The sequence below is a fragment of the Mycobacterium sp. PO1 genome, assembly GCF_017312405.1.
Lineage (GTDB): Bacteria > Actinomycetota > Actinomycetes > Mycobacteriales > Mycobacteriaceae > Mycobacterium.
On sequence record NZ_BLTG01000010.1, the window covers coordinates 65,217 to 86,663 of the forward strand.

A 21,447-nucleotide genomic window follows, 5' to 3' on the forward strand; every position below is an offset into this window, starting at 1 on the left:
TCAGCCGGACTGGTTGTCGTTGGCCGACGGATCGGTGTTCTCGGCCAGGATGTCCTTCCGGCACTCGACCTCGTCGCGCCCGGTCTGCTGCATGCACACCAGCACCGGGGTGTCGGTGTCCGCGGCGGGCCCCGCGGTGGGCGCGCCCGAGGGGTGGGCGATCTCGCCCGGGTACAGCGACCACAGCGGCGCACCGGTCGACGACAGCCGGGCGCAGTAGGCCGGAGCGCCCTGCTCGGTGAGCCCGGCGGCGCCCAGCGTTGCGCAGTCGGCACCCACGACGACGACCGGCAGGGTCACGCCCGCGCCCGGCGCCGGCTGCGTCGGTGACGCGGACGGGGTGGCGCTGCCGGCATCGGCGCGCCGCTCGCCGCGGTCGTAGAACACCAGCAGCAGCACCGACACCACCGCGATCAGCGACAGCGCCAGCGCGGTGAGGATCAGCAGCCGGCCGCGGGACGGGGTGGCCGAGGACTTCTTGGCGTGCCGGCCGCCGGCCGCGGCGGGCGCGAGCATGGTCGCTTCGTCGTCGTCGGTGTCGGTGAAGGAGCCGCCCGGCACCGCAGCCCGAGTCCGGTTGGCCAGCGCCCGGGCGAAGTCCGCGCAGGTGTCGAAGCGGTCGGCCGGCGACTTGGCCAGCGCTTTGCGGAACGCACCGCTGAGTCCCGACAGCTCGGGCCGGTGGTCCTCGATCGCCGGTGGCTGGGCGGTCAGGTGCTGGCTGATCACGATCGCCGGGTTGGAGTGCTGGAAGGGTGGGGTTCCGGTGAGCAGCTGAAACGCGGTCGCGGCGAGGGCGTACTGGTCGGCCCGGCCGTCGATGTGCTTGTCGGCGGTGAGCTGTTCGGGCGCCGAGTAGGCGACCGTGCCCACGGTCATGTTGGTGGCGGTCAGCGAGCTGGCCTCGCCGACGCGGCGGGCGATGCCGAAGTCGGCCAGCATGATGCGTTCGTGGTCGGTCTGCGGGTCGGCGATCAGGATGTTGGCGGGTTTGACATCGCGGTGCAGCAGGCCGCGCTCGTGGGCGTAGTCCAGCGCGTCGCCCACTGCCGAGACGATGCGCGCGACCAGTTCCGGTGGCATGCCGTCGGGGTAGCGCTGCGCCAGCAGCGCGGCCGCGTCGGTGCCTTCGACGTGATCCATCGAGATCCACAGCCGGCCGCCGAACTCGCCGCGGTCATGGACCGCCACGATGTGCGGATGCCACAGGGTGGCGGCGATGTCGGCTTCGCGGTTGAACCGCTGGCGGTACTCGTCGTCGGCGGTGACTGCGGCGGAGAGCACCTTGAGCGCGTCGTAACGCGGCAGTCGGGGATGTTTGGCCAGGTAGACCTCGCCCATCCCGCCGGCTCCCAGCCGACGCGAGATCGTGTAACCCGCGATCACCTCGCCGTCGGTCAGCGGCATGGGCGAATCCTACAAGTGCTGGTGATCATGAGCGCACCGAGACCACGCGGCCGCCGACGCTACCGCTGTCGGCCACGCAACCGCTCCCGGCGCCCGCGCATCCGGTCGACGAACCCGTCCTGCGCTCGTACGTCGGTCATCACGTCCGCGGTCACGGCGGTCTTGGAGGTCACAGACGCACGGATGATCGCCGGCAGATCCACCCCGTCGATGACCTGATCGGCCAGCGCCACCAGATCGATGCGGGCGATGACGGCGTCGACCGCTTCGGTCTGCAGCTTGTCGCGGATGATCTCGGTCAGATCCAGTTCGTCGAGCACAGCGGCCACGACGTGCGACAGGACGGCCTTGGCCTCGACTCTGCCGCGGGTGAACAATCCACCCACCAGCGGCAGACCTTCGCAGCCCCGGTACGCCTCGACGAGCAGGGACGACGGCGGCTGCGGCGCCATCAGTGCGGCGTACCCAGATAGGGGAAGTCGAGCAGCAGGTCGTCGTGCGGCGTCAGTCCCGACGGCGGGCAGTCGTCGTTGGTCAGGAACGCGACCCGGTCGGTGATCACGTCGTCGGAGAGGGTGCGCCCGTTCGGATACTTCGCCGGCTTGGCCGGGTTGTAGGTCAACACGTCGGGCAGCGCGCCCTCGGCGTTGATCGCCTCGGCGGCCTCGTCGTGCGCATATCCCCCGGTGTGGCCCATCAGTTCGATCAGCGCACCGATCCAGTGCTCCCGGTCCTGGTTCGGCTCGCTGCCCGCGAATGCGTACGGCGGTCCGCCGGTCTTGAAGAAGCTGCTGATCAACGGGTGCCCGATCCGGTCGACATGCACCCACGTGCCGTCCTCCAGCAGGCTGCACCGCCCCCATACCCGCACGTCGGGGTGCGCTCCCAGATAGCTGGTGGGCATCTCGACGGCCATCACCATCACGTTGGCCGCGGCCCGCGAGTCCTGACCCGTCCACGGTCCCCGCCCGTCGCGACGTCCGGCCGGGTCGAAGACGTTGACCAGCCCGTCGAGGTCGACGAACGCCGGGTCGCTGCGCACGCCGGCGAAGAACGTGAAACTGCCGGACCGCCAGACGTGCGGGGTGCCGTCGAAGGACACCTCCACGTCACCGAAGATCCGCGATCCGGCGGCTGCGTACACCCGGGCGGTGGAGCCGAGCGCCAGGTACACATCCACCTTCTGGCGCGGTCCGTCACGCCCCGCGACCTGCTCGGAGAACACGAAGTTGAACGCGATGTCGTTGCGCAGATCACCGTCGTTGTCGATGGCCACCCGGTACACCGCATCCGGATGCAGCGCACCGCCGTCGGGGTTGGCGGTCAGGATCAGCGCGGTCCGCTCCGGGTCGTGGGGGGACTGGAAGACGTAGAGGTCCCGCAGGTCCAGACGCGCGTCGCCGCGCGGCGCGTCGAGGCTCAGCCCGGTGATGTGATTCGCCTTGTCGTTGGCCACAGTCCTATCCAACCGCACCAGGGTCGTCTAGATCGGAGTGAGGCCGTGCTTGCGCTGCACGCGGCTGATCTGCTTGTCACGCAGCAGGCGCAGCGACTTGCGCAGCAGCAGCCGGGTCTGGTGCGGCTCGATGACGCCGTCGATGAAGCCGCGCTCGGCCGCGACCCACGGCACCGCCATCGTCGCGTTGTAGCCCTCGATGAAGTCGGCCCGGATCTTCTGCACCTCGGGGGCGGTGGGATCGGGGAACCGCTTGACCACCAGCTGTGCCGCGCCCTCGGCGCCGATGACGGCGATCCGCGCCGTCGGCCACGCGAAGTTGAAGTCGGCGGTGAGCTGCTTGGATCCCATCACGGCGTACGCGCCGCCGTAGGACTTGCGGATGGTGATCGTCACCTTCGGTACGTCGGCCTCGACCACCGCGTTCAGGAAGCGGCCGCCGCGCTTGATGATGCCGCCCTTCTCCTGCTGCACACCCGGCATGAAGCCGGGGGTGTCCACGACGAACACCAGCGGGGTGTTGAACGAGTCGCAGAAGCGGATGAACCGGGCCGCCTTGTCGGAGGCCTCGTTGTCGATCGCCCCCGACAGATACATCGGCTGGTTGGCGATCACGCCGACGGGACGGCCGTCCACCCGGGCGAACGCGGTGATGATCGCGGGGCCGGACTGCTCGCCCACCTCGAACACGTCGCCGTCGTCGAAGATCCGCAGCAGGATCTCGTGCATGTCGTAGGCGGTGTTGTCGGAGTCCGGCACGATCGAGTCCAGCTCCAGATCGTGCGGCGTGATCTCCGGTTCCAGACCGGGGTTGACGATCGGCGCGTCGTCGAACGTGTTGGCGGGCAGGAAGCTCAGGTAGTCGCGGACATACTGGTAGGCCGCCGCCTCGGACTCCACCACCTGATGGATGTTGCCGTACCGGGCCTGGGCTTCGGCGCCGCCGAGCTCGTCGAGGCTGACGTCCTCACCGGTGACGTCCTTGATGACGTCGGGTCCGGTGACGAACATGTAGCCCTGGTCGCGCACCGCGACCACCAGGTCGGTCTGGATCGGCGAGTACACCGCACCGCCGGCGCACTTGCCGAAGATCAACGAGATCTCCGGGACCAGGCCGCGCAGCAGCTCGTGGCGGCGGCCCAGTTCGGCGTACCACGCCAGCGACGTCACCAGGTCCTGGATGCGCGCACCGGCGGAGTCGTTGATGCCGATGATCGGGCAGCCGACCATCGCCACCCACTCCATCAGCCGGGCCACCTTGCGGCCGAACATCTCACCGACCGAGCCCTGGAAGACCGTCTGGTCGTGGCTGAACACGCCGACCGGGCGGCCGTTGATCGTGCCGTGCCCGGTCACCACACCGTCGCCGTAGAGCGCCTGCGGGTCGCCGGGCGTCTTGGCCAGCGCGCCGATCTCCAGGAAGCTGCCCGGGTCGAGCAGGTCGTAGATGCGGGACCGCGCCGACGGGATGCCCTTCTTGGCGCGCTTGGCGACCGCCTTCTCACCACCTGGCTCTTTGGCTTCCTCCAGCTTTTCGCGGAGTTCGGACAGGAGTTCAGCAGTGGTCTTGTTGGTCACGTGCTCTCGCTCTCGATGGCAGTGATCGCCTCGCTCATATGGGCGCCGACCTTTGCAATGTACGGCTCGTCGATCGCCTGGATGTGTTCGCCCCCGATCGGCACGACCTCGAGGTCGGCGACGTACTGGCCCCACCCGCCGTCGGGTGCGCGGGTCGCGTAGGCGGGCTCGAAGTAGATCGCGTCGTCGTGGTACCGGTCGGCCATGTAGAGCGTGACGTGCCCGTCGTAGGGCTTGATCTCGGCGGTGTCGATGGCCCGCTGATCCAGGTACGACGTGCGCTGATGCTCGATGATGCCGCCCGGGATCTGCACCCCGCTCTGGCTGACGACGTCGAGCACGAATTTGACCTGGCCCTCGTCGTCGAGCTTCTCGAGTTCCTCGTAGGGGATCTCGGGCACCTCGACGTTGAAGGTCCGCTCGGCGAACCGCGCGTAGCGGTCCCAGCGTTTGCGGGTCTCCTCCTGGGTCTGCGGGATCTCCTCACCGGGGCGCACCGCATCGATGAGGCCCACGAAGCGCACATCGGCGCCGGCCTGCTTCAGACCGATCGCGCAGGCGTAGGCCAGCACCCCGCCCAGCGACCACCCGGCCAGGATGAACGGGCGGCGTGCCTCTTCTCCCGTCGCTCCGCTCGCCCAGCCGTTCAGTTCCAGCAGCTTCGGCACGTACTCGGCGGCGCGCTCCTCGATGGAGCCCTCCACCCGCTCGATGCCGTACATCGGGGTGTCCGCCGGAAGGCGTTTGAGCAGCGGCTCGTAGACGACCGTGGACCCGCCGGCGGCGTGGAAGACGAACACCGGGATGCTCGAACTGCCTTCCCTGGGGGCGCGGATGGTCCGTACGAACCCGTCGATCTTGCCGCCCTCGAGGTACTCGCGGACGGTGGTGGACAGCTCCTCGATGGTCGTCGCCGCGCGCACGTCGTCGGCGCTGATGGTGCCCTCGTCGACCCGCTCGGTGAGCCGTTCGGCGATCTTCGTCGCGACGGCGTCGTCGACGGCGGGCAGCTCGTTGAAGATGCCGCCCGGCGACTTGCCGGTGACGATGGCCCACGTCGCGAACGTGACCCGTTCGGCCGCGTCGCGGGGTGGCACGTCGGCGCCCAGCGCCTCGACCACCGCTTCCTGGCTCAGCGCCTTCGACGCCGCCGCGATGGTGGACTGCGAGGGCCCCGACGCGCTGGGACCGCTCGGGTCGGTGGGGGGCGGCGGGATGGACAGGCCACCGGCAGGACCCGACGGGTCGGTCGGCGGAGCGGGGACCGCGACATCAGACGCCGGAGCGGGGATGTCCGGAGCGCCCTGCGCCTCCACCGAGTCGGTGGCGATCTGCTCGGCCGCCGGCTGCTCGGTCTCCTCCGGGGCCGCAATCGGGTGTCCGGCCTCGGCCAGCTTGGCCTCCAGCTCGGCGACCGTGCTCGCGCCGCCCATCAACTCGGCCTGTTCGGCGGCGATCTGTTCGGCGGTCTTGCCCTTCTGCGACTCGGCGAGATCGCCCACCTCGTCACGGTGCTCGACGGCGTAGGCGATCAGTTTCTCCACCGCGTACAGGTTGGCGTCGCGCACCGCGGTCAGCTGGATCGGCGGCAGGTCGAAGTCGTACTCGACGCGGTTCTTGATGCGCACTGCCATCAGCGAATCCAGGCCGAGCTCGATCAGCGGCACCTCCCAGGGCAGGTCCTCGGGCTCGTATCCCATGGCGGCGCCGACGATGTGGCCCAGCCGGTCGCCGATCGTCTCGCCCGAATCCGGGCTCCACTTCGCGAAGCCTGCGGCCAGACCGGCACCTGCGGCGAGCTGGTCCTGGAGGATGGCCGCGTCCTCTTCCTCGGGCTCGACTTCCGGCATCGTCGCCGCGGCGGTGACCTCGGTGACGGTTCCGGCGCCGACCGCGGTGGGCAGCGCGGTCTGCTGACCACCCCGGGTCACGATCGCGTCGTAGACGAGGGTGAACGATTCGTCGATGCGGGCGTGCACCTGCACGCCGGCCCCGCCCGGGTGCCGGGTCAGCGTCGTGACCAGGCGCGCCCCGTCACCGGGCACCGCCCGCTGCTCCGAGGCGGTGAGCTTGGCATCCGGAAGCACCGCTGCGGCAGCGGCTTTCACCAATGCCGACAGGTCGGTGGCGGCGTTGGCGCGCGGCAGGTACTCCCACACGTGGCGCCCGTCCGGGGTGGCGACGTGATTACCCGGCATGACCGTCGAGCTGTCACCGGTGAACTGCGCGTCGAGCCAGTGCGGCTTGCGCTTGAAGCGGGTGGGCGGGATGTCCGCGTAGTCGGTCGCCGGGTCCAGCGGGCGATCCGACGGCAGCGGGAACAGCGTGCGGAAATCCAGATCGTGGCCGTGGACGAACAGGTGCGCCATCGCGGTCGTCATCGAGTCGACCTCGTCCTGCTTGCGCGCCAGCGTCGGGATCAACTGTGCGTCGTGCAGTCCGGCCGTCGCGGTGGTGAGACCGACCTGCATCAACGCCACCGGGTTCGGCGCCAGCTCCAAGAACGTGGTGTGACCGTTGTCCACGGCGTTACGGATGCCGTGGGTGAAGTAGACGCTGTGGCGCAGGCCCTTCTTCCAGTAGTCCACGTCGTGGATGGGCTCCGACCCGGCACGGATCAGGCTGCCCTCGTGCACGGTGGAGTAGTACGGCGTCTGCAGCGGATGCGGTTCGATGCCCTGCAGTTCGGCGGCGAGCTCACCGAGCAGCGGGTCCATCTGCGAGGTGTGGCTGGCGCCCTTGGTCTGGAACTTCCGCGCGAACTTCCCCTCGGACTCCGCGCGGGCGATGATCGCGTCGATCTGATCGGGCGGCCCGCCGATGACGGTCTGCGTCGGTGCGGCATACACGCACACCTCGAGACCGTCGAAGTCGGAGAACACGGTCTCGATCTCCTCGGGCGAGTACTCGACCAGGGCCATCAGGCGGATGTACTCGCCGAACAGCATGGCCTCGCCCTCGCCCATCAGGTGCGAGCGCGAGCAGATGGCGCGCGTGGCATCCTCCAGCGACAGCCCACCGGAGAAGTAGGCCGCGGCGGCCTCGCCGAGCGACTGGCCCACCAGCGCACCGGGTTTCGCGCCGTGCGCCTTGAGTACCTCACCGAGGGCGATCTGGATCGCGAAGATGACCAGCTGGACCTTCTCGATCGGGAGCTCGGTCGTCTCGTCGGTGTAGTCGATCGCGTCGTCGAGGATCAGTTCGAGGATCGAGTGTCCGCGCTCGTCCTGCACCAGGGAGTCGACCTTGTTGATCCATTCGGCGAAGGTGTCGTCGCGCAGGTAAAGACTCTTGGCCATCTTGCGGTGCTGGGCGCCGAAACCGGCCAGCACCCAGACCGGCCCGTTGGTGACCGGCCCGTCGGCGGCCAGCACCATCGGGTTGGTCTTGCCCTCGGCCAGCGAGCGCATGCCCTTGATCGCCTCGTCGTGATCGTGGGCCAGCACCACCGCGCGCGAGCGCCCGTGGTTGCGCCGCGACAGCGACCGTCCGATCGATTCCAGCGACGACGCCCGACCTTCCGGGCTGTCCAGCCAGTCGGCCAGCTCGGCCGCGGTGGCGCGCTTACGCGAGGTCAGGAAGCCCGAAACTGCCAGTGGCACAATTGGCTTCGTCGGGTTCTCGGCTTCCGCGGCGGCCAGCTCCTCGCGCGCGACCTCCAGCAGCCGCAGCGCCTCGTCGGTCAGCCCGGGCAGCTCCGGCTCGTCCTCGACGACGCGGCCGTAGAAGTCGTCATCACCCCGCGCGTCATCGTCATCATCATCTGATATGAACTCGCCGAACTCGTCCATCCGCACACCGCCGACGTAGACGGCCTTCGCGTCCTCGTTGGCCGGCGTGACGACCGCGACGTCGGGCTCGGGCATCGGCTCCACCAAGTCGGTGGGCAGCACCTCACGCAACACCAGGTGCGCGTTGGCGCCACCGAACCCGAATCCGGAGACCCCGCTGATCGCGTGCCCGCTGTAACGGGGCCAGTCGGTCACCGTGTCGGCGACCTTGAGGTGTTCGCGGTCGAAGTCGATGTAGGGGTTGGGGCCGCTGTAGTTGATCGACGGCGGAATCTTGTCGTGGTACAGCGCGAGCGCCATCTTGGCCAAGCTGGCGGCACCCGCAGCCGATTCCAGGTGTCCGACATTGGATTTCACGGCGCCCAGCAGCGCAGGCTTGTCCGCGGCGCGGCCACGGCCGATCACCCGGCCCAGCGCGTCGGCTTCGATGGGGTCACCGAGAATGGTGCCGGTGCCGTGCGCCTCGACGTAGTCGACGGTGCGCGGATCGATCCCGGCGTCCTTGTAGGCCTTGCGCAGCACGGCTTCCTGCGCATCCGGGTTGGGGGCCAGCAGGCCGTTGGACCGGCCGTCGTGGTTGACCGCGCCGCCGGCGATGACGGCGAGAATCTGGTCGCCGTCGCGGCGCGCGTCGGCCAGGCGCTTGAGCACCAGCATGCCGCCGCCCTCGGAACGGGCGTAGCCGTCGGCGTCGGCCGAGAACGACTTGATCCTTCCGTCGGGCGCCAGCACGCCGCCCACCTCGTCGAATCCGACCGTCACCAGCGGGGTGACCAGGGCGTTCACGCCACCGGCCAGCACCACGTCGGCGTCCCCGGCGCGCAGCGCCTTCACTCCTTCGTGCACGGCGACCAACGACGACGAGCAGGCGGTGTCGATGGCCATCGAGGGTCCGCGGAAGTCGTAGAAGTACGACACCCGGTTGGCGATGATCGAGCTCGCGGTGCCGGTGATGGCGTACGGATGGGCGGTCGACGGATCGGCGACGCCGAGGAAGCTGTAGTCGTTGGTGGAGCTGCCGACGTAGACCCCGACGCTCTCCCCGCGCAGGCTGGAGGCGGGAATCCTGGCGTGCTCCAACGCCTCCCAGGTCAGCTCGAGCGCCATCCGCTGCTGCGGGTCGATGTTGTCGGCTTCCATCTTCGACAGCGCGAAGAACTCGGCATCGAAGCCCTTGATGTCGGACAGGTAGCCGCCGCGGGTGCGCGCCTTGGCCACCCGTTCGGCGACGCGTGGCTCGGACAGGAATTCCGACCAGCGCCCGTCGGGCAGGTCGGTGATGGCGTCGCGGCCTTCGAGCAGCGCCTGCCACATCTGGCTCGGCGTGTTCATGTCGCCGGGGAAGCGGGTGCCGACGCCGACGATGGCGATGTTCAGCCGGTCCTCGTCGCCGTCACGCGACCAGTCCTCGGCGTCGAGCGCGGCGGTGTCCTCTTCGGGCTCACCCTCGATGATCACCGTGGCCAGCGACTCGATGGTGGGGTGGCGGAAGGCGACCGTCGCGGTCAGCGTCACACCGGTGAGATCCTCGATGTCACTGGCCATCGCCACGGCGTCGCGCGACGACAAGCCGAGTTCCACCAGCGGCGCGGTTTCGTTCACCGAATCCGGGGACTGCCCGGTGGCATTGCCGACCCAGTTGCGCAGCCAGGCACGCATCTCGGCGACCGTCATGTCCGGGCCGCCCACCGGGGCCGCCGGGTTCACCGAATCGTCTTGTGGATCAGTCATCGTCACCTCACGATCGATCCGGCCGCCCCCGCGGGCCGGCATTGGGGAGTCACTTCAGTGGAAACGTCAGTCGGTCTCGTCCGGGAAGGCATTGGCCACCTTGCCGCTGCGCAGGCTGCCGTCCAGGTACGCCGAGCGGCAGGCGCGCCGACCGATCTTGCCGCTGGAGGTCCTGGGGATCGCTCCGGCCGGGGTCAGCAGCACGTCGCGCACCGTCACACCGTGGCGCACCGCGATCGCCGCGCGGATGTCGTCGGCGATCGGGGCCATCTCGAGCTTGTGCGCGCCCGGGGCGCGCTCACCGACGATCACCAGTTGCTCGGAGGTGTCGTCGGGGTCGCGCTTCAGTCCGGCGTGCGCGTCCTCGAACACCTCGTCGGGCAGCTGGTTGGCCGGGACCGAGAACGCCGCGACGAACCCGGTGCGCAGCGCCTTGGTGGACTCCTGGGCGGAGTACTCGAGGTCCTGGGGATAGTGGTTGCGGCCGTCGATGATCACCAGGTCCTTCGTCCGGCCGGTGATGTAGAGCTCGCCGTCGTGGTAGGCGCCCAGATCGCCGGTGCGCACCCAGGTGGCGTCGTCGGTGGCGCCCTCGGCGTGGGACGGGTTGGTGCGCGACTTGAGCGTGTTCTGGAACGTGGCGACGGTCTCCTCGGGCTTGCCCCAGTAGCCGGTGCCCATGTTCTGGCCGCTGATCCAGACCTCGCCGATCTGGCCGTCGGGCAATTCGGTGGCGCTGTCGTTGTCGACGATGACCGCCCATTCCGCGACCCCGATCTGACCGGCACCGGCCTGCGCGACCGCCTTCGGTGAGTCCGCGGGCACCTCGACGAAGCGGTGCCGGTTGAGCTCGTCACGGTCCACGTGGATGATCCGGGGCTCGGCGTTCATCGGGGTGGTCGACACGAACAGCGTGGCCTCGGCCAGCCCGTAGGACGGCTTGATGGCCTGCGGCTTGAAGCCGAACGGGCCGAACGCGTCGTTGAACCGGTTCACGGTGGCCGCCGAGATGGGCTCGCTGCCGTTGAGGATGCACTTGATGTTGGACATGTCCAGCGGCGGCTCGCCGTCCTTGGGCACCCCCCGCACGGCTGCGTGGTCGAACGCGAAGTTCGGCGCGACGGAGATGGTGCCGCCGGTGTCGCTCTCCTTGCGGGCCATCTCGCGGATCCACCGGCCCGGGCGACGCACGAACGCGGCGGGCGTCATGAACGTGATGTAGTGGCCCAGCATCGGCGACAGCAGCACCGTGATGAGCCCCATGTCGTGGAAGAACGGCAACCACGAGACGCCGCGGTCGCCCTCCTGGCCGTCGAGCGCCTCGATGACCTGGACCACGTTGGTGGCCAGGTTCAGGTGGGTGATCTGCACACCGGTCGGGATCCGGGTGGACCCCGAGGTGTACTGCAGGTACGCGATCGTGTCGTGCTGGACGTCGACCGGCTCCCAGGTGGCGCCGACCTCGTTGGGCACGGCGTCGACGGCGATGACGCGCGGTCGCTGGTTGGCCGGCCGGGTGCGGAAGAACTTGCGCACCCCCTCGGCCGCGGCCGTCGTGGTCAGGATGGCTGAGGGCTCGCAGTCGTCGAGCACGGCGTGCAGACGGCCGACGTGGCCGGGTTCGTTGGGATCGAACAGCGGTACCGCGATGCGCCCGGAATAGAGCACACCGAAGAAGGCCACGAGGTACTCGAGGTTCTGCGGGCACAGGATCGCGACCCGGTCTCCGGGTTCGGTGACCTGCTGCAGGCGGGCCCCGACGGCCTTGTTGCGGGCGCCGAAGTCGGCCCAGTTCAGATCGCGCTCGACGCCGTCGCGCTCGGTGGAGAAGTCGATGAACCGGTAGGCGAGCTTGTCGCCCCGAACCCGGGCCCATCGTTCGACGTGCTTGACCAAGCTGCCGTTGTCCGGGAACTTGATCAGTCCGTCTTTGATGAACGGGTTGTGGAAGGCCATCTCAATACTCCAATCAGGCGGGAGCGCTGTCCCAAACCCCGAAGATCGTACCGGTCCGACAGCTCCCCGCCCGTGAACCGCCAGCCGTCGCTCTTAGATGTTTCTTAATCTCACGTAATGCTAGGCGACCTGCGGGGCTGCGCCAAATCTGGACACCGCACCGTCACGAAACGTTGCCAAAAAGATGTGGCACACCTCACCCGTGCTTGGGCTGTGGGGCGTCGGCGATCAGGTTCTGCGCCCAGTTCAGCGTCCACTGAGTGGCCGGCATCCCGTCGATGTTCCAGAAGTCCGGGGTGGCGTACATCGCGTGCACCGGCTGACCCGCGCCCCCCGACAGCACCTCCAACGTCTTCGGCAGCGCGGTGATGTTGAACGCCGACTCGGGTGCCGCGCAGATCAGGTCGCCGCGGGCGCAGATCTCGTTGGTCCGGTCGTTGAGCGCACCGAACCCGCCGGGGCGCGGTCCGGTCATCGTCAGCCCCAGCGCCGACAGGGTCGGCACCTCGTGCAGCGTGATCTCCGCACCCTGGCCGTCGGGGTTGGGACCGACGTCCTGCCCCACCCCGTCCTGGCGGCGTCCGTCGGCGATCAGCGTCACACCGAGCACCAGATCCTGGTCCACCGGCCCGCGGCCGTTGCCGATGTCACTGGCGATGTCCCCGGCGATGACGGCGCCCTGGGAGAACCCGACCAGCACGTAACTGGTCAGCGGGCACCGGTTGTTCATGTCCGTCATCGCCCGGACCGCCGCCTGGGTGCCCTCGGCGCGGCTGTCGTTGTACGACATCTGCGCATCCGCGGACAGCGGATTGTGGAACTGCGCGGTGTAGGGAACGGTGAACACCTCGAGGCGGTCCGCGCCGAACTGCGCGCGCAGCGGGTTGGTCACGTTGAGCAGCAGCGCGGCCGGGAACTGCACCGGGTTGAACGGGTCCAGTTGCACCGAGGATTCCCAGGTGCCCGGTATCGAGATCAGCTGTACATCCGGGCAGCTCGCGTCCTGGAATTCGGGCCGCGGCTTCGAGATCGTCGGAGGCACCGCGGTGGGCGGCTGGGCGCTCGGCGGCACCGCGGTCGGCGGGGCGTCGGGCCTGCGCAGCACCACGACCACGATCGCCACGATCAGCACGACCACCATGCTCACCGCGCCTGCCGCGAACAGCGCCAGAAGGCGGTGGCGTTTGCGCCGGTTGGACTTGGCCATGACGTTCTTCGTTCTCCTCGCCTACGCGGGTGCTGGGATGTGGTCGACAGCTCAGCAGAGCTGGTCGGTCGCGATGCGGATGTAGTCGTCGGTCAACGTGTTGACCTCTCCCGCCGACGGCGTCATCGCAGTGGCCGACGAGCCGACCTCGTTGCGCACCAGAGGCAGTACGAAATCCCACACCTGCTGGTCGGTGTGCTTGGCGAAGCGGGCCTGGCACACGTAGGACCCGATCCGCAACGCGGCGAGGTCACTGCTGGGCTGCACTCCCGCACCGTGCAGCGCGTCGAGGTAGTGGCGTTGAGCCGGGGTCACGACCAGCGTGTGGTCCTCGGCCCCGAGGTCGTCGGGACCGGGCACCGCCGCGGGGGATTCACTCTGCGCGGCCTCGGTCTGCGAGCCCAGCCCCATGACCATGTCATCGGTCATCGAGCAGCCGGACAACCCCGCCGCCGACGACGCCACCAGCAGCGAGAAGCCGGCCAACCCGGCGATCCCTGATCTGCGTGACGCGTTCTGCACTCCTCCAAAGTACCGGCTGGCCCACGCCCGACCGGTGCGCCGAGCCCGTGCCACTACCGGATGGTCGCGACCAGCTCACCCGTCATGGCGGCCAACTGGCCGCTCCACGAACCCCAGTCGTGATTGCCCGACGTCGGGAAGTCGAAGTGGGCGTTGCTGCCGCCGATCGAGCGATAGTGCTGGTAGAAGGTCCGATTGCTGCCCTGGGCCTGATCGCAGTAGCCGATCATCGCGGCGGGGTCGGTGCACGTCACCGTGGCCGGGCTGTACACCCACAGCCGGGTGTTGTTGTTGGCCAGGAGTTGAGCGTGCACGTCTGGGTCGTGCCACTTCCACCGGCCCAGCTGTGGCAAACCCCACATGTTGCGGGTGTCCACCCCGCCGAAGCGGGCGAGCCCTGCGGTGATCGCGCCGTTCATGGTGGTGGCCGACGGGGTCAGGAAGCCCGACAGCGTCCCGGCGAAGCGGTAGCGGTTGGGGTGGAACGTCGCCATGGTCAGCGCGCCGGTGCCGCCCTGGGCGGCGCCGACGATGCCGTGCCCGCCCGGAGCCAGCCCCTTGTTGGCGGCGAGCCAGTCGGGCAGCTCGTCGGCCAGGAAGGTCTCCCACTGCTTGCTGCCGTCCTGCTCCCAGTTGGTGTACATGCTCCACGCCCCGCCGGCCGGGGCGGCCACCGAGATACCCAGACCCGACAGCGTGTTCATGGCGTTGCCGGCTGTCACCCAGTTGCTCACGTCCGGGGCGGCGTTGAACGCGTCGAGCAGCACGACGGCGTGCGGGCCGCCGCCCTGGAACGCCACCGGGATGTCGCGGCCCATCGCGGCCGAAGGCACCATCAACATCTCGACGCCCTGCGCGGAGGCGGCCGGGGCGCCCGGCAGCGACGGCGTCGCCCCCGCGCCCCACAGCGTCACCGCCAGTGCGGCGGCCAGGGTCATTCGCACCAGGATCATCCGCATCAGCGCGCGCATCCGCCCCACCTCGTTCGTCGTCGACATCGCAAGGTAGTGAACCACATCACCGGTGGCAGCCGAGGACGAAAAGACTGACGGCGGTGACCCCACCCGGGGATCACCGCCGTCAATAATGCTGTCGCGTGGCGTCAGCCGCCGTTGGCGGCCGGCTCAGCTGCGGCCTCGGCCGGAGCCGGCGGAGCCGACGGCTGCGGCACCGCGCCGAGCACCCGGGCGATGTCCGGCTTCATCTGCTGCAGCTGCTGACCCCAGTAGGCCCACTGGTGGGTTCCGTTGGAGGGGAAGTTGAACACGCCGTTCTTGCCACCCGCGGCGATGTACTCCTCCTGGAAGGTCTTGTTGGTGCGCAGCGTGAAGCCCTCCAGGAACTTCGCGTTGAACAGGTTGCCCGAGCTCATCCCGGAATCGAGTTCCGCCGGCTTGCCGTTGCCGCAGAAGATCCAGATGCGGGTGTTGTTGGCGACCAGCTTGTCGATGTTGACCATCGGGTCGTTGCGCTTCCACGCGCTGTTGGCGTCCTCGGTCTTGCCCCACATGTCGTTGGCGTCGTAGCCACCCGCGTCACCCATCGAGATGTTGACCAGCATCGGCCACCAGCCCTCGGACAGGTTCAGGAAGCCCGACAGCGAGCCGGCGTACTGGAACACCTGCGGGTGGTAGATCGCCATGGTCAGCGCGGCCGAACCGGCCATCGACAGGCCCACGGCCGCGTTGCGGTTCGGGTCGACACCCTTGTTGGCCGCCAGGTAGGCCGGCAGCTCCTGGGAGATGAACGTCTCCCACTTGTAGGTCTGGCAGCCGTTGTCGCCGCAGGCCGGGCTGTACCAGTCGCTGTAGAAGCTGGACTGCCCGCCGACCGGCATGATCACGGCCATGCCCGAGTCCAGGTACCACTCGAAGGCGGCGGTGTTGATGTCCCAGCCGTTGAAGTCGTCCTGCGCACGCAGACCGTCGAGCAGGTACACGCCGGGTGCGTTGGGCCCGCCGCTCTGGAACTGCACCTTGATGTCACGACCCATGCCTGCCGACGGCACCATCAGGTACTCCACGGGCAGACCGGGACGGGAGAACGCTCCCGCAGTCGCCGTGCCGCCGACGGCGGCGATCAGGCCGGGCAGCAGCGTGGCCGCCAGGGCCGCCACCGTGACCCGACGCCACGTCATCTTCGCTGCGCCGCGCAGCCTCCCAACGAGCTTCATGGTTGTATGTCTTTCCCATCTTTCGTAAAGCAGCAGCTAGCGGGCCCTGGAGTCGCCCAGGCGCCCGGCCTCGTTGCCCGTGTAGTCAACCACACCTTTGTGGTGACTTCTCCTCACCGCGGGGCCGCATCACGTCACCGTGCTGCGTTCCGCAGTGTCCGTTCCGGTCGGTCCTATGTCCTTATCCGAGCGACATGGCGTCAGCGTTACGAAAGCAGAAAACCCTCTCCGCCAACAAATCGCGCACGCCAGAGGCCTGCTCACGGTCCGGTGGCGGGCAGCCCGGTGTAGGGCGGGTTCACCGGCTCGGGCAGCGGCAGCCCGCACCGGGCCAGTTCGTACAGCGGCACCCGGTCGATGCGGTAACGGGTGAACTCCGCGGCATTGGCCAGGTTCGACAGGAACCGGCGCGGGCTCATCGGCGCTCGGACCGCGTTGAGCACCGACTCGGTTTCCGGGCAGGCCAGCGCCGCCTGAGCCTGCCGGATCCAGTCCTCGTCCAGGTACTGCGGGATCCACGGCTCCTCCTTCAGGAACGGCCCCTCGGCGACCGCCCAGTCCGGGAAGAGGTTCTTGTCGTGGCCGATCCTGCCGTCCTCGATGCGGGCGGTGTGCGCGGCCAGCGGATTGGCCAGGCCGATCTGATCGATCACCCGCACATCGAGCCCGACGTTCATCCCGAGCATGCCCAGATTCGTGAAAAACACGGTGTGGGGGCCGTTTCGGTCCCCGTCCGGTCCGGTGGGCGCGTCCGGCGGAGGCGGGATCGCCGGCACCACGTCCCAGGTGTCGTAGTTGCCCGCCGGCAGCAGCAGTGCACCGTCGGGTGTGTTCCGGATCGCGGTCAGCACCGCACGCATGCGCGGGTAGTCCAGGTAGTCCGCCGCCGTCAGCGGGTGCGCGTGCCCGGTCGCCTGCGCGTAGAAGCGCCTCTCGTCGACGATGCCGGTGGCGGTCACCCGGGTGGCGTCCGGCCCCATTCCCGGCGAGTTGGCCGCCCACAGCGCCCAGCCGACCACCGCCAGCCACAGCACGCCGGTGGCACCGGCATACAGGTACCCGGCGCCGCGGGCCATCCGCGAGGCTTCCGGCACCAGCAGCGGGATGACCGCGACCGGCGCCAGCAGGCAGAACAGCGGGGTGAGCAGGACCCGCCCATGCATGAAGTCGCCGCCCTGCCGGATCCAGTACACCGCCTGCAACACACCGCTGATCAGGATGAACGCGACCACCGCCGGCGGACTCTGCACCAGGCGCGCCAGCCGCCCGGACTCGCCCCGGGCCGGTGCGCTCGGCCTGCCGGGGCGCCCGCGCAGCAGCAGCACCATCAAGGCGAGCCCGACCAGGAGCATCGCCGGCGCCCACAGCAGATAGGGCTGGTTGAAGTTGGCCAGGTACACGAAACCCTGGTGCCATTTCGACCCGCTGGCGTCCTTGGCCAGCGCGGTGCCGGGCACGAGCAGTCCGTAGTAGCCCATCCGGAAGATCTGGTAGCCGACCGGCAGCAGTCCCCCGACGACGACGACGAGCAGCCGCCGCCGCCAGTCGGGCGCCGCGATGAGCATCATCACCAGAGCCAGTCCGCCGATCAGCGCCAACTCGGGGCGCACCAGCACGCTGAGCCCGGCCACGAACGCCAGCGCGCCGTCGAACCACCGTGTGGTGCCCCGAGCAGGTGTCGGTCTACGCGGCCCGCCGCGGGCAGCCTGCGACCAGCACACCATCATCCACCACAGCAGCCCCAGGTAGGCGAGCACCAGACCGTTCTCCAGTCCGGAGGTGGCGAAGTCCCGCGCCGGGGGCACGGCGATGTAGACCAGGGCGCCGGCGGGCAGCAGCACCGCCGCCCGCCCCTGCAGCCCGGGCGCATAAAGCCGGGCGGTGCCGAGCATGACCATCACCACGCCGGCGACGCTGAACACCAGCGCCAGCGTCAGCGCCACGTACTCCAGCCGGGCCGGACCGGCCACCCAGCCGCCCAACCACATCAGGTACGACCACACGGTGGAGGTGTTGGCCTCCACCCGCTCGCCGGCGTTGAACACCGGACCGTTGCCGGCCAGCATGTTTCGCGTGGTGCGCAGGACGATCAGGCCGTCGTCGGCGATCCAGCGGCGCTGCCAGGCACCCGCACCGAACAGCACCGCAGTCACGGCCACGCTCGCCCACAGGCTGGTCCTCGTCCAGACGTGGTACGGGAAGGCGGGCCAGCGCTTGCGCCGCCCCGCCAGGCCGTCGTGCCGGTCAGCTGAGGAAGACGGCGGCACCGATGGTCCCGATCCAGGCCAGCGCCAACAGCTGGAGCACCCGGTCCTTCAACGCGATCTCCTCGGGCTCGCCGGCCATGCCGCCGTCGACGTCGACGGCGTAGCGCAGGATCGCGATCGTGAACGGCACCATCGACACGACGAACCAGGAGGCCCCGCCGGTGGCGTCACGCTCGAAGGCCCACAGCCCGTAACACAGCACCAGCGAGGTGGCCGACAACGTCCACACGAAGCGCAGATAGGAGCTGGTGTAGCTCTCCAGGGACTTGCGGATCTTGGCTCCGGTGCGTTCGGCCAGCTGCAGCTCGGCGTACCGCTTGCCGGCGGCCATGAACAGTGAACCGAACGCCATCATCAGCAGGAACCATTGCGACAGCGGCACTTCGGCGGCCACACCGCCGGCGATGGCGCGGATCAGGAAGCCCGAGGACACGATGCAGATGTCGATCACGGGCTGGTGCTTGAGCCCGAAGCAGTAGGCCAGCTGGATCGCGATGTAGACGGCCATCACCAGGGCGAGGTTGGGGGTGACCAGCCACGAGACCGCCAGGGACAGCACGCCCAGCACGCCGGCCAGCGTGTAGGCCAGCCACTCCGGAACCACGCCGGCGGCGATCGGGCGGAACCGCTTGGTGGGGTGCGCCCGGTCGGCTTCGACGTCACGGGCGTCGTTGACCAGATACACGCACGACGCGGCGAGGCTGAAGACCACGAAGGCCAGCGCCACCTTGACCAGCACCTCGCGGTAGTCGTAGACGTAGCGGTCGTCACCGAGAGCGGCGACCGGGGCGGCGAAGACCAGCACGTTCTTGACCCACTGGCGGGGCCGTAGGGCCTTGACGATGCCCGAGACCAGGTTGTTGGGCGGTCCCGCCGCCGCACCGGTCTCCTGGCCGACCTGGGATGCGCTCACCGGCGCCCTCCTTCGAACCTGGCGACGGCACCCCCGACGGCGGCGCCGACCGCCACACCGGCGAGCACATCGCTGGGGTAATGAACTCCGAGCACCAGCCGCGACAACGCCATCGGCGGCACCAGCAGCGCCGGCAGCGGCCACCCGGTGGGTCGCGCCAGCAGTACCGCGGCCGCGGTCGTCGACGTCGCGTGCGCCGACGGGAAGCTCAACCGGCTCGGGGTGCCCACGTTGACCGCGATCGCCGGGTGGTGCGGACGTTCCCGGCGCACCACCCGCTTGATCAGCACCGCACAGGCGTGGGCGGTGAATGCGCCCACACCCGCGGCCAGGTAGTCGCGGCGCTGCGTCGGCCGCAGCACGGCCCCCAGCGCGGCGAGCGCGAGCCAGCCGAGACTGTGCTCACCGAAATGGGACAGCGTGCGGGCGGTGGCCAGCACCCCGGGCCGGCCGGCCAGCCCGCGCTGCACGGCGACCAGCACCGCGTCCTCGCCACGCGCCTGGTCAGGCATCTCCGACTCTCACCGCCGCCTTGGGCGCACCCGCGTGCCCGTTGAGCACCGACTCCCACTTCTGTTGGCTGGTCATCATCGGCAACGCCTCCCGGTACACCCGGCGCATCCGGTTGTACTTGCGGATCAACCGAACCTGGCGTTTCAGGGACGCACGAAGCAGTTCGAACATCTTGGCGCGGTCACGCTGGCGGTAGACCACACCACGACCGTCGGCAGTCGTCACAGTGACGCCGTCGACCTTGCACAGTACGAACCAGCGCGCATCCTGGGTGGCGACGTTGAGTTCCGGTCGCTGGTGATGGGCGGGATCGTGGTGGGTGAGCTGGTGGGCGACGCCGCGGGCCAGCCGAAAACCGATGGCCGGCAACGAGGTCGGAATCTTGATCTTCTTCCGGCGCCGGTCCGACGGCGGCGGCAGAGCGGTGGCGCCGGGCAGCACCACGGCGTCGGGGTAGTGCTGGCGCATCGCACGCACGTCGGGCAGCGCCGACTCGAGGATCGAGAAGATGTGCTCGGGCCCGGCGAGGAAGTCGTCCATCGCCCTGTTCTGGATGGCCACCGTCGAATACTCGAGGCAGAGCAGATGTTTGAACGTCGCCTTCAGATGGCTGGCGACCAGGCCGGTGACCTTGCCGTCCCAGTGCAGCGCCGAGACGACCAAGCGGTTGCGCAGGTGGAAGTACGCCTGCCAGTCGATCGCGTCGTCCTTGTCGCTCCACGCCATGTGCCAGATCGCCGCCCCCGGAAGGGTGACCGTGCTGTACCCGTGCTCGGCGGCGCGCAGCCCGTAGTCCGCGTCGTCCCACTTGATGAACAACGGCAGCGGCTGACCCAACTCCTCGGCGACCCGGCGCGGGATCATGCACATCCACCAGCCGTTGTAGTCGACGTCGACCCGACGGTGCAGCATCGTGCTGCGGTCGTCCTCGTCGACCAGCGGGTACTTGGCGAAGTCGTGGTCGTACTCGGTATTGGGTGCGTTGGTCCACATGAAGTTGGCCTGATCGACGACCTCGCCCATGACATGCAGATGAGACGGCTCCTGCAGGTTGAGCATCTGTCCGCCCACCAGCGTCGGCGACTTGGCGAACCGGTTCATGGCCAACGCGCGCAACACCGAATCCGGTTCGATGCGGATGTCGTCATCCATGAACAGGATCTGTTCACACGCGGTGTTGTTCAGCGCTTCGTACATGACCCGGCTGTAGCCGCCCGAGCCGCCCAGGTTGGGCTGGTTGTGCACCGTCAGCCGGCTCCCCAGCGCGGCGGCGGCCGCGTCGAAACCGGGGTGGTCCTTGGCCTTGCTGGTGCCCTGGTCGGACACGATGACCGCTCCGATCACCTTGTCCACCAAGGGGTCCGAAGTCAACGCGGTCAGCGCGTTGACGCAGTCGGCGGGCCGGTTGAAGGTCGGGATGCCGACCGCCACGTCGGCGCGCCCGGGCGCGGGCACCGGCGCGTACCACCCGGCGTGCTGCAGCGTGACGGCGCTGTCGGTGGTGATGTCGAACCAGATCCAGCCGCCGTCCTCGAACGGGTCGAGACCGATCTCGAACTCGACCGGTTCACCCGAGAACTCCGCGCCACCGACGGTGATGCGGGCTCCGGTGGCCTTGGTGCGGTACAGGTCGACGCGGCCGCTGCCGGTCAGCTCGACGCGCAGCACCACCGACTGCAGCGTCGACCAGCGCCGCCAGTAGCTGGCCGGGAAGGCGTTGAAATACGTGGCGAACGAGACCTCGGACTCGGGCCCGATCTCCAGCTCGGTGCGCGCCGGCGCGTGTGCGCGGCGGGCGTTGGTGTCCGATTCGTTGATGTAGAGCTTGCGCACGTCGAGCGGCTCGCCTGGGCGCGGCAGGATGACACGGGCCAGCAGGCTGACCGCCCGCGAGGCGCCGGCATCCAGCGCGCCGGACGGGATGTCACTCATA

Annotated in this window: 14 protein-coding genes; all 14 read right to left on the reverse strand. The window is 69.1% G+C overall.

Annotated features, from left to right (window positions below; all coding sequences use genetic code 11):
- A complete protein-coding gene (locus J3476_RS04305; RefSeq protein ID WP_207065297.1) occupies positions 1-1,407 on the reverse strand; it encodes a serine/threonine-protein kinase in 1,407 nt (468 codons plus the stop codon).
- A 59-nt stretch (positions 1,408-1,466) separates the two neighbouring features.
- On the reverse strand, positions 1,467-1,859 hold the full coding sequence (locus tag J3476_RS04310) for a hypothetical protein (protein ID WP_286182592.1): 393 nt from the start codon (positions 1,857-1,859) through the stop codon (positions 1,467-1,469).
- On the reverse strand, positions 1,859-2,875 hold the full coding sequence (locus J3476_RS04315) for a DUF4331 family protein (RefSeq protein ID WP_286182593.1): 1,017 nt from the start codon (positions 2,873-2,875) through the stop codon (positions 1,859-1,861). The genes J3476_RS04310 and J3476_RS04315 overlap by 1 nt, the downstream gene beginning before the upstream one ends.
- Positions 2,876-2,890: 15 nt before the next feature.
- Positions 2,891-4,441 (reverse strand): acyl-CoA carboxylase subunit beta, encoded by a 1,551-nt coding sequence (locus tag J3476_RS04320; RefSeq protein WP_152519149.1) that lies wholly within the window; start codon positions 4,439-4,441, stop codon positions 2,891-2,893.
- Complete coding sequence (gene pks13, locus J3476_RS04325; protein WP_207065298.1) at positions 4,438-9,963, reverse strand: polyketide synthase Pks13; 5,526 nt, start codon at positions 9,961-9,963, stop codon at positions 4,438-4,440. Before pks13 ends, J3476_RS04320 begins: the two co-directional genes overlap by 4 nt.
- A 66-nt stretch (positions 9,964-10,029) precedes the next feature.
- The gene (gene fadD32 / locus J3476_RS04330; protein WP_207065299.1) at positions 10,030-11,919 is read right to left on the reverse strand and encodes a long-chain-fatty-acid--AMP ligase FadD32; all 1,890 of its coding nucleotides are present in this window, start codon (positions 11,917-11,919) and stop codon (positions 10,030-10,032) included.
- Between the two features lie 196 nt (positions 11,920-12,115).
- Entirely contained in the window at positions 12,116-13,126 is a 1,011-nt protein-coding gene (locus tag J3476_RS04335) for a cutinase family protein (protein ID WP_207065300.1), read from the reverse strand.
- Positions 13,127-13,177: 51 nt separating this feature from the next.
- Complete coding sequence (locus tag J3476_RS04340; RefSeq protein WP_207065301.1) at positions 13,178-13,648, reverse strand: DUF732 domain-containing protein; 471 nt, start codon at positions 13,646-13,648, stop codon at positions 13,178-13,180.
- Between the two features lie 53 nt (positions 13,649-13,701).
- Positions 13,702-14,607, reverse strand: coding sequence for an alpha/beta hydrolase family protein (locus J3476_RS04345; protein WP_207065328.1), 906 nt, complete (start codon positions 14,605-14,607; stop codon positions 13,702-13,704).
- A 143-nt stretch (positions 14,608-14,750) separates the two neighbouring features.
- Positions 14,751-15,821: an alpha/beta hydrolase family protein gene (locus tag J3476_RS04350; protein ID WP_207065302.1), complete on the reverse strand. Its 1,071-nt coding sequence runs from the start codon at positions 15,819-15,821 to the stop codon at positions 14,751-14,753.
- Positions 15,822-16,081: 260 nt separating this feature from the next.
- Positions 16,082-18,088: a flagellar motor control protein ZomB gene (gene zomB / locus J3476_RS04355; RefSeq protein WP_286182595.1), complete on the reverse strand. Its 2,007-nt coding sequence runs from the start codon at positions 18,086-18,088 to the stop codon at positions 16,082-16,084.
- The gene (locus J3476_RS04360) at positions 18,066-19,001 is read right to left on the reverse strand and encodes a decaprenyl-phosphate phosphoribosyltransferase (protein WP_207065303.1); all 936 of its coding nucleotides are present in this window, start codon (positions 18,999-19,001) and stop codon (positions 18,066-18,068) included. Before J3476_RS04360 ends, zomB begins: the two co-directional genes overlap by 23 nt.
- Positions 18,998-19,513, reverse strand: a complete 516-nt coding sequence (locus tag J3476_RS04365) for a phosphatase PAP2 family protein (protein WP_207065304.1) — start codon at positions 19,511-19,513, stop codon at positions 18,998-19,000. The genes J3476_RS04360 and J3476_RS04365 overlap by 4 nt, the downstream gene beginning before the upstream one ends.
- Complete coding sequence (locus J3476_RS04370) at positions 19,506-21,446, reverse strand: glycosyltransferase (RefSeq protein WP_207065305.1); 1,941 nt, start codon at positions 21,444-21,446, stop codon at positions 19,506-19,508. The genes J3476_RS04365 and J3476_RS04370 overlap by 8 nt, the downstream gene beginning before the upstream one ends.
- Position 21,447: the final 1 nt, after the last annotated feature.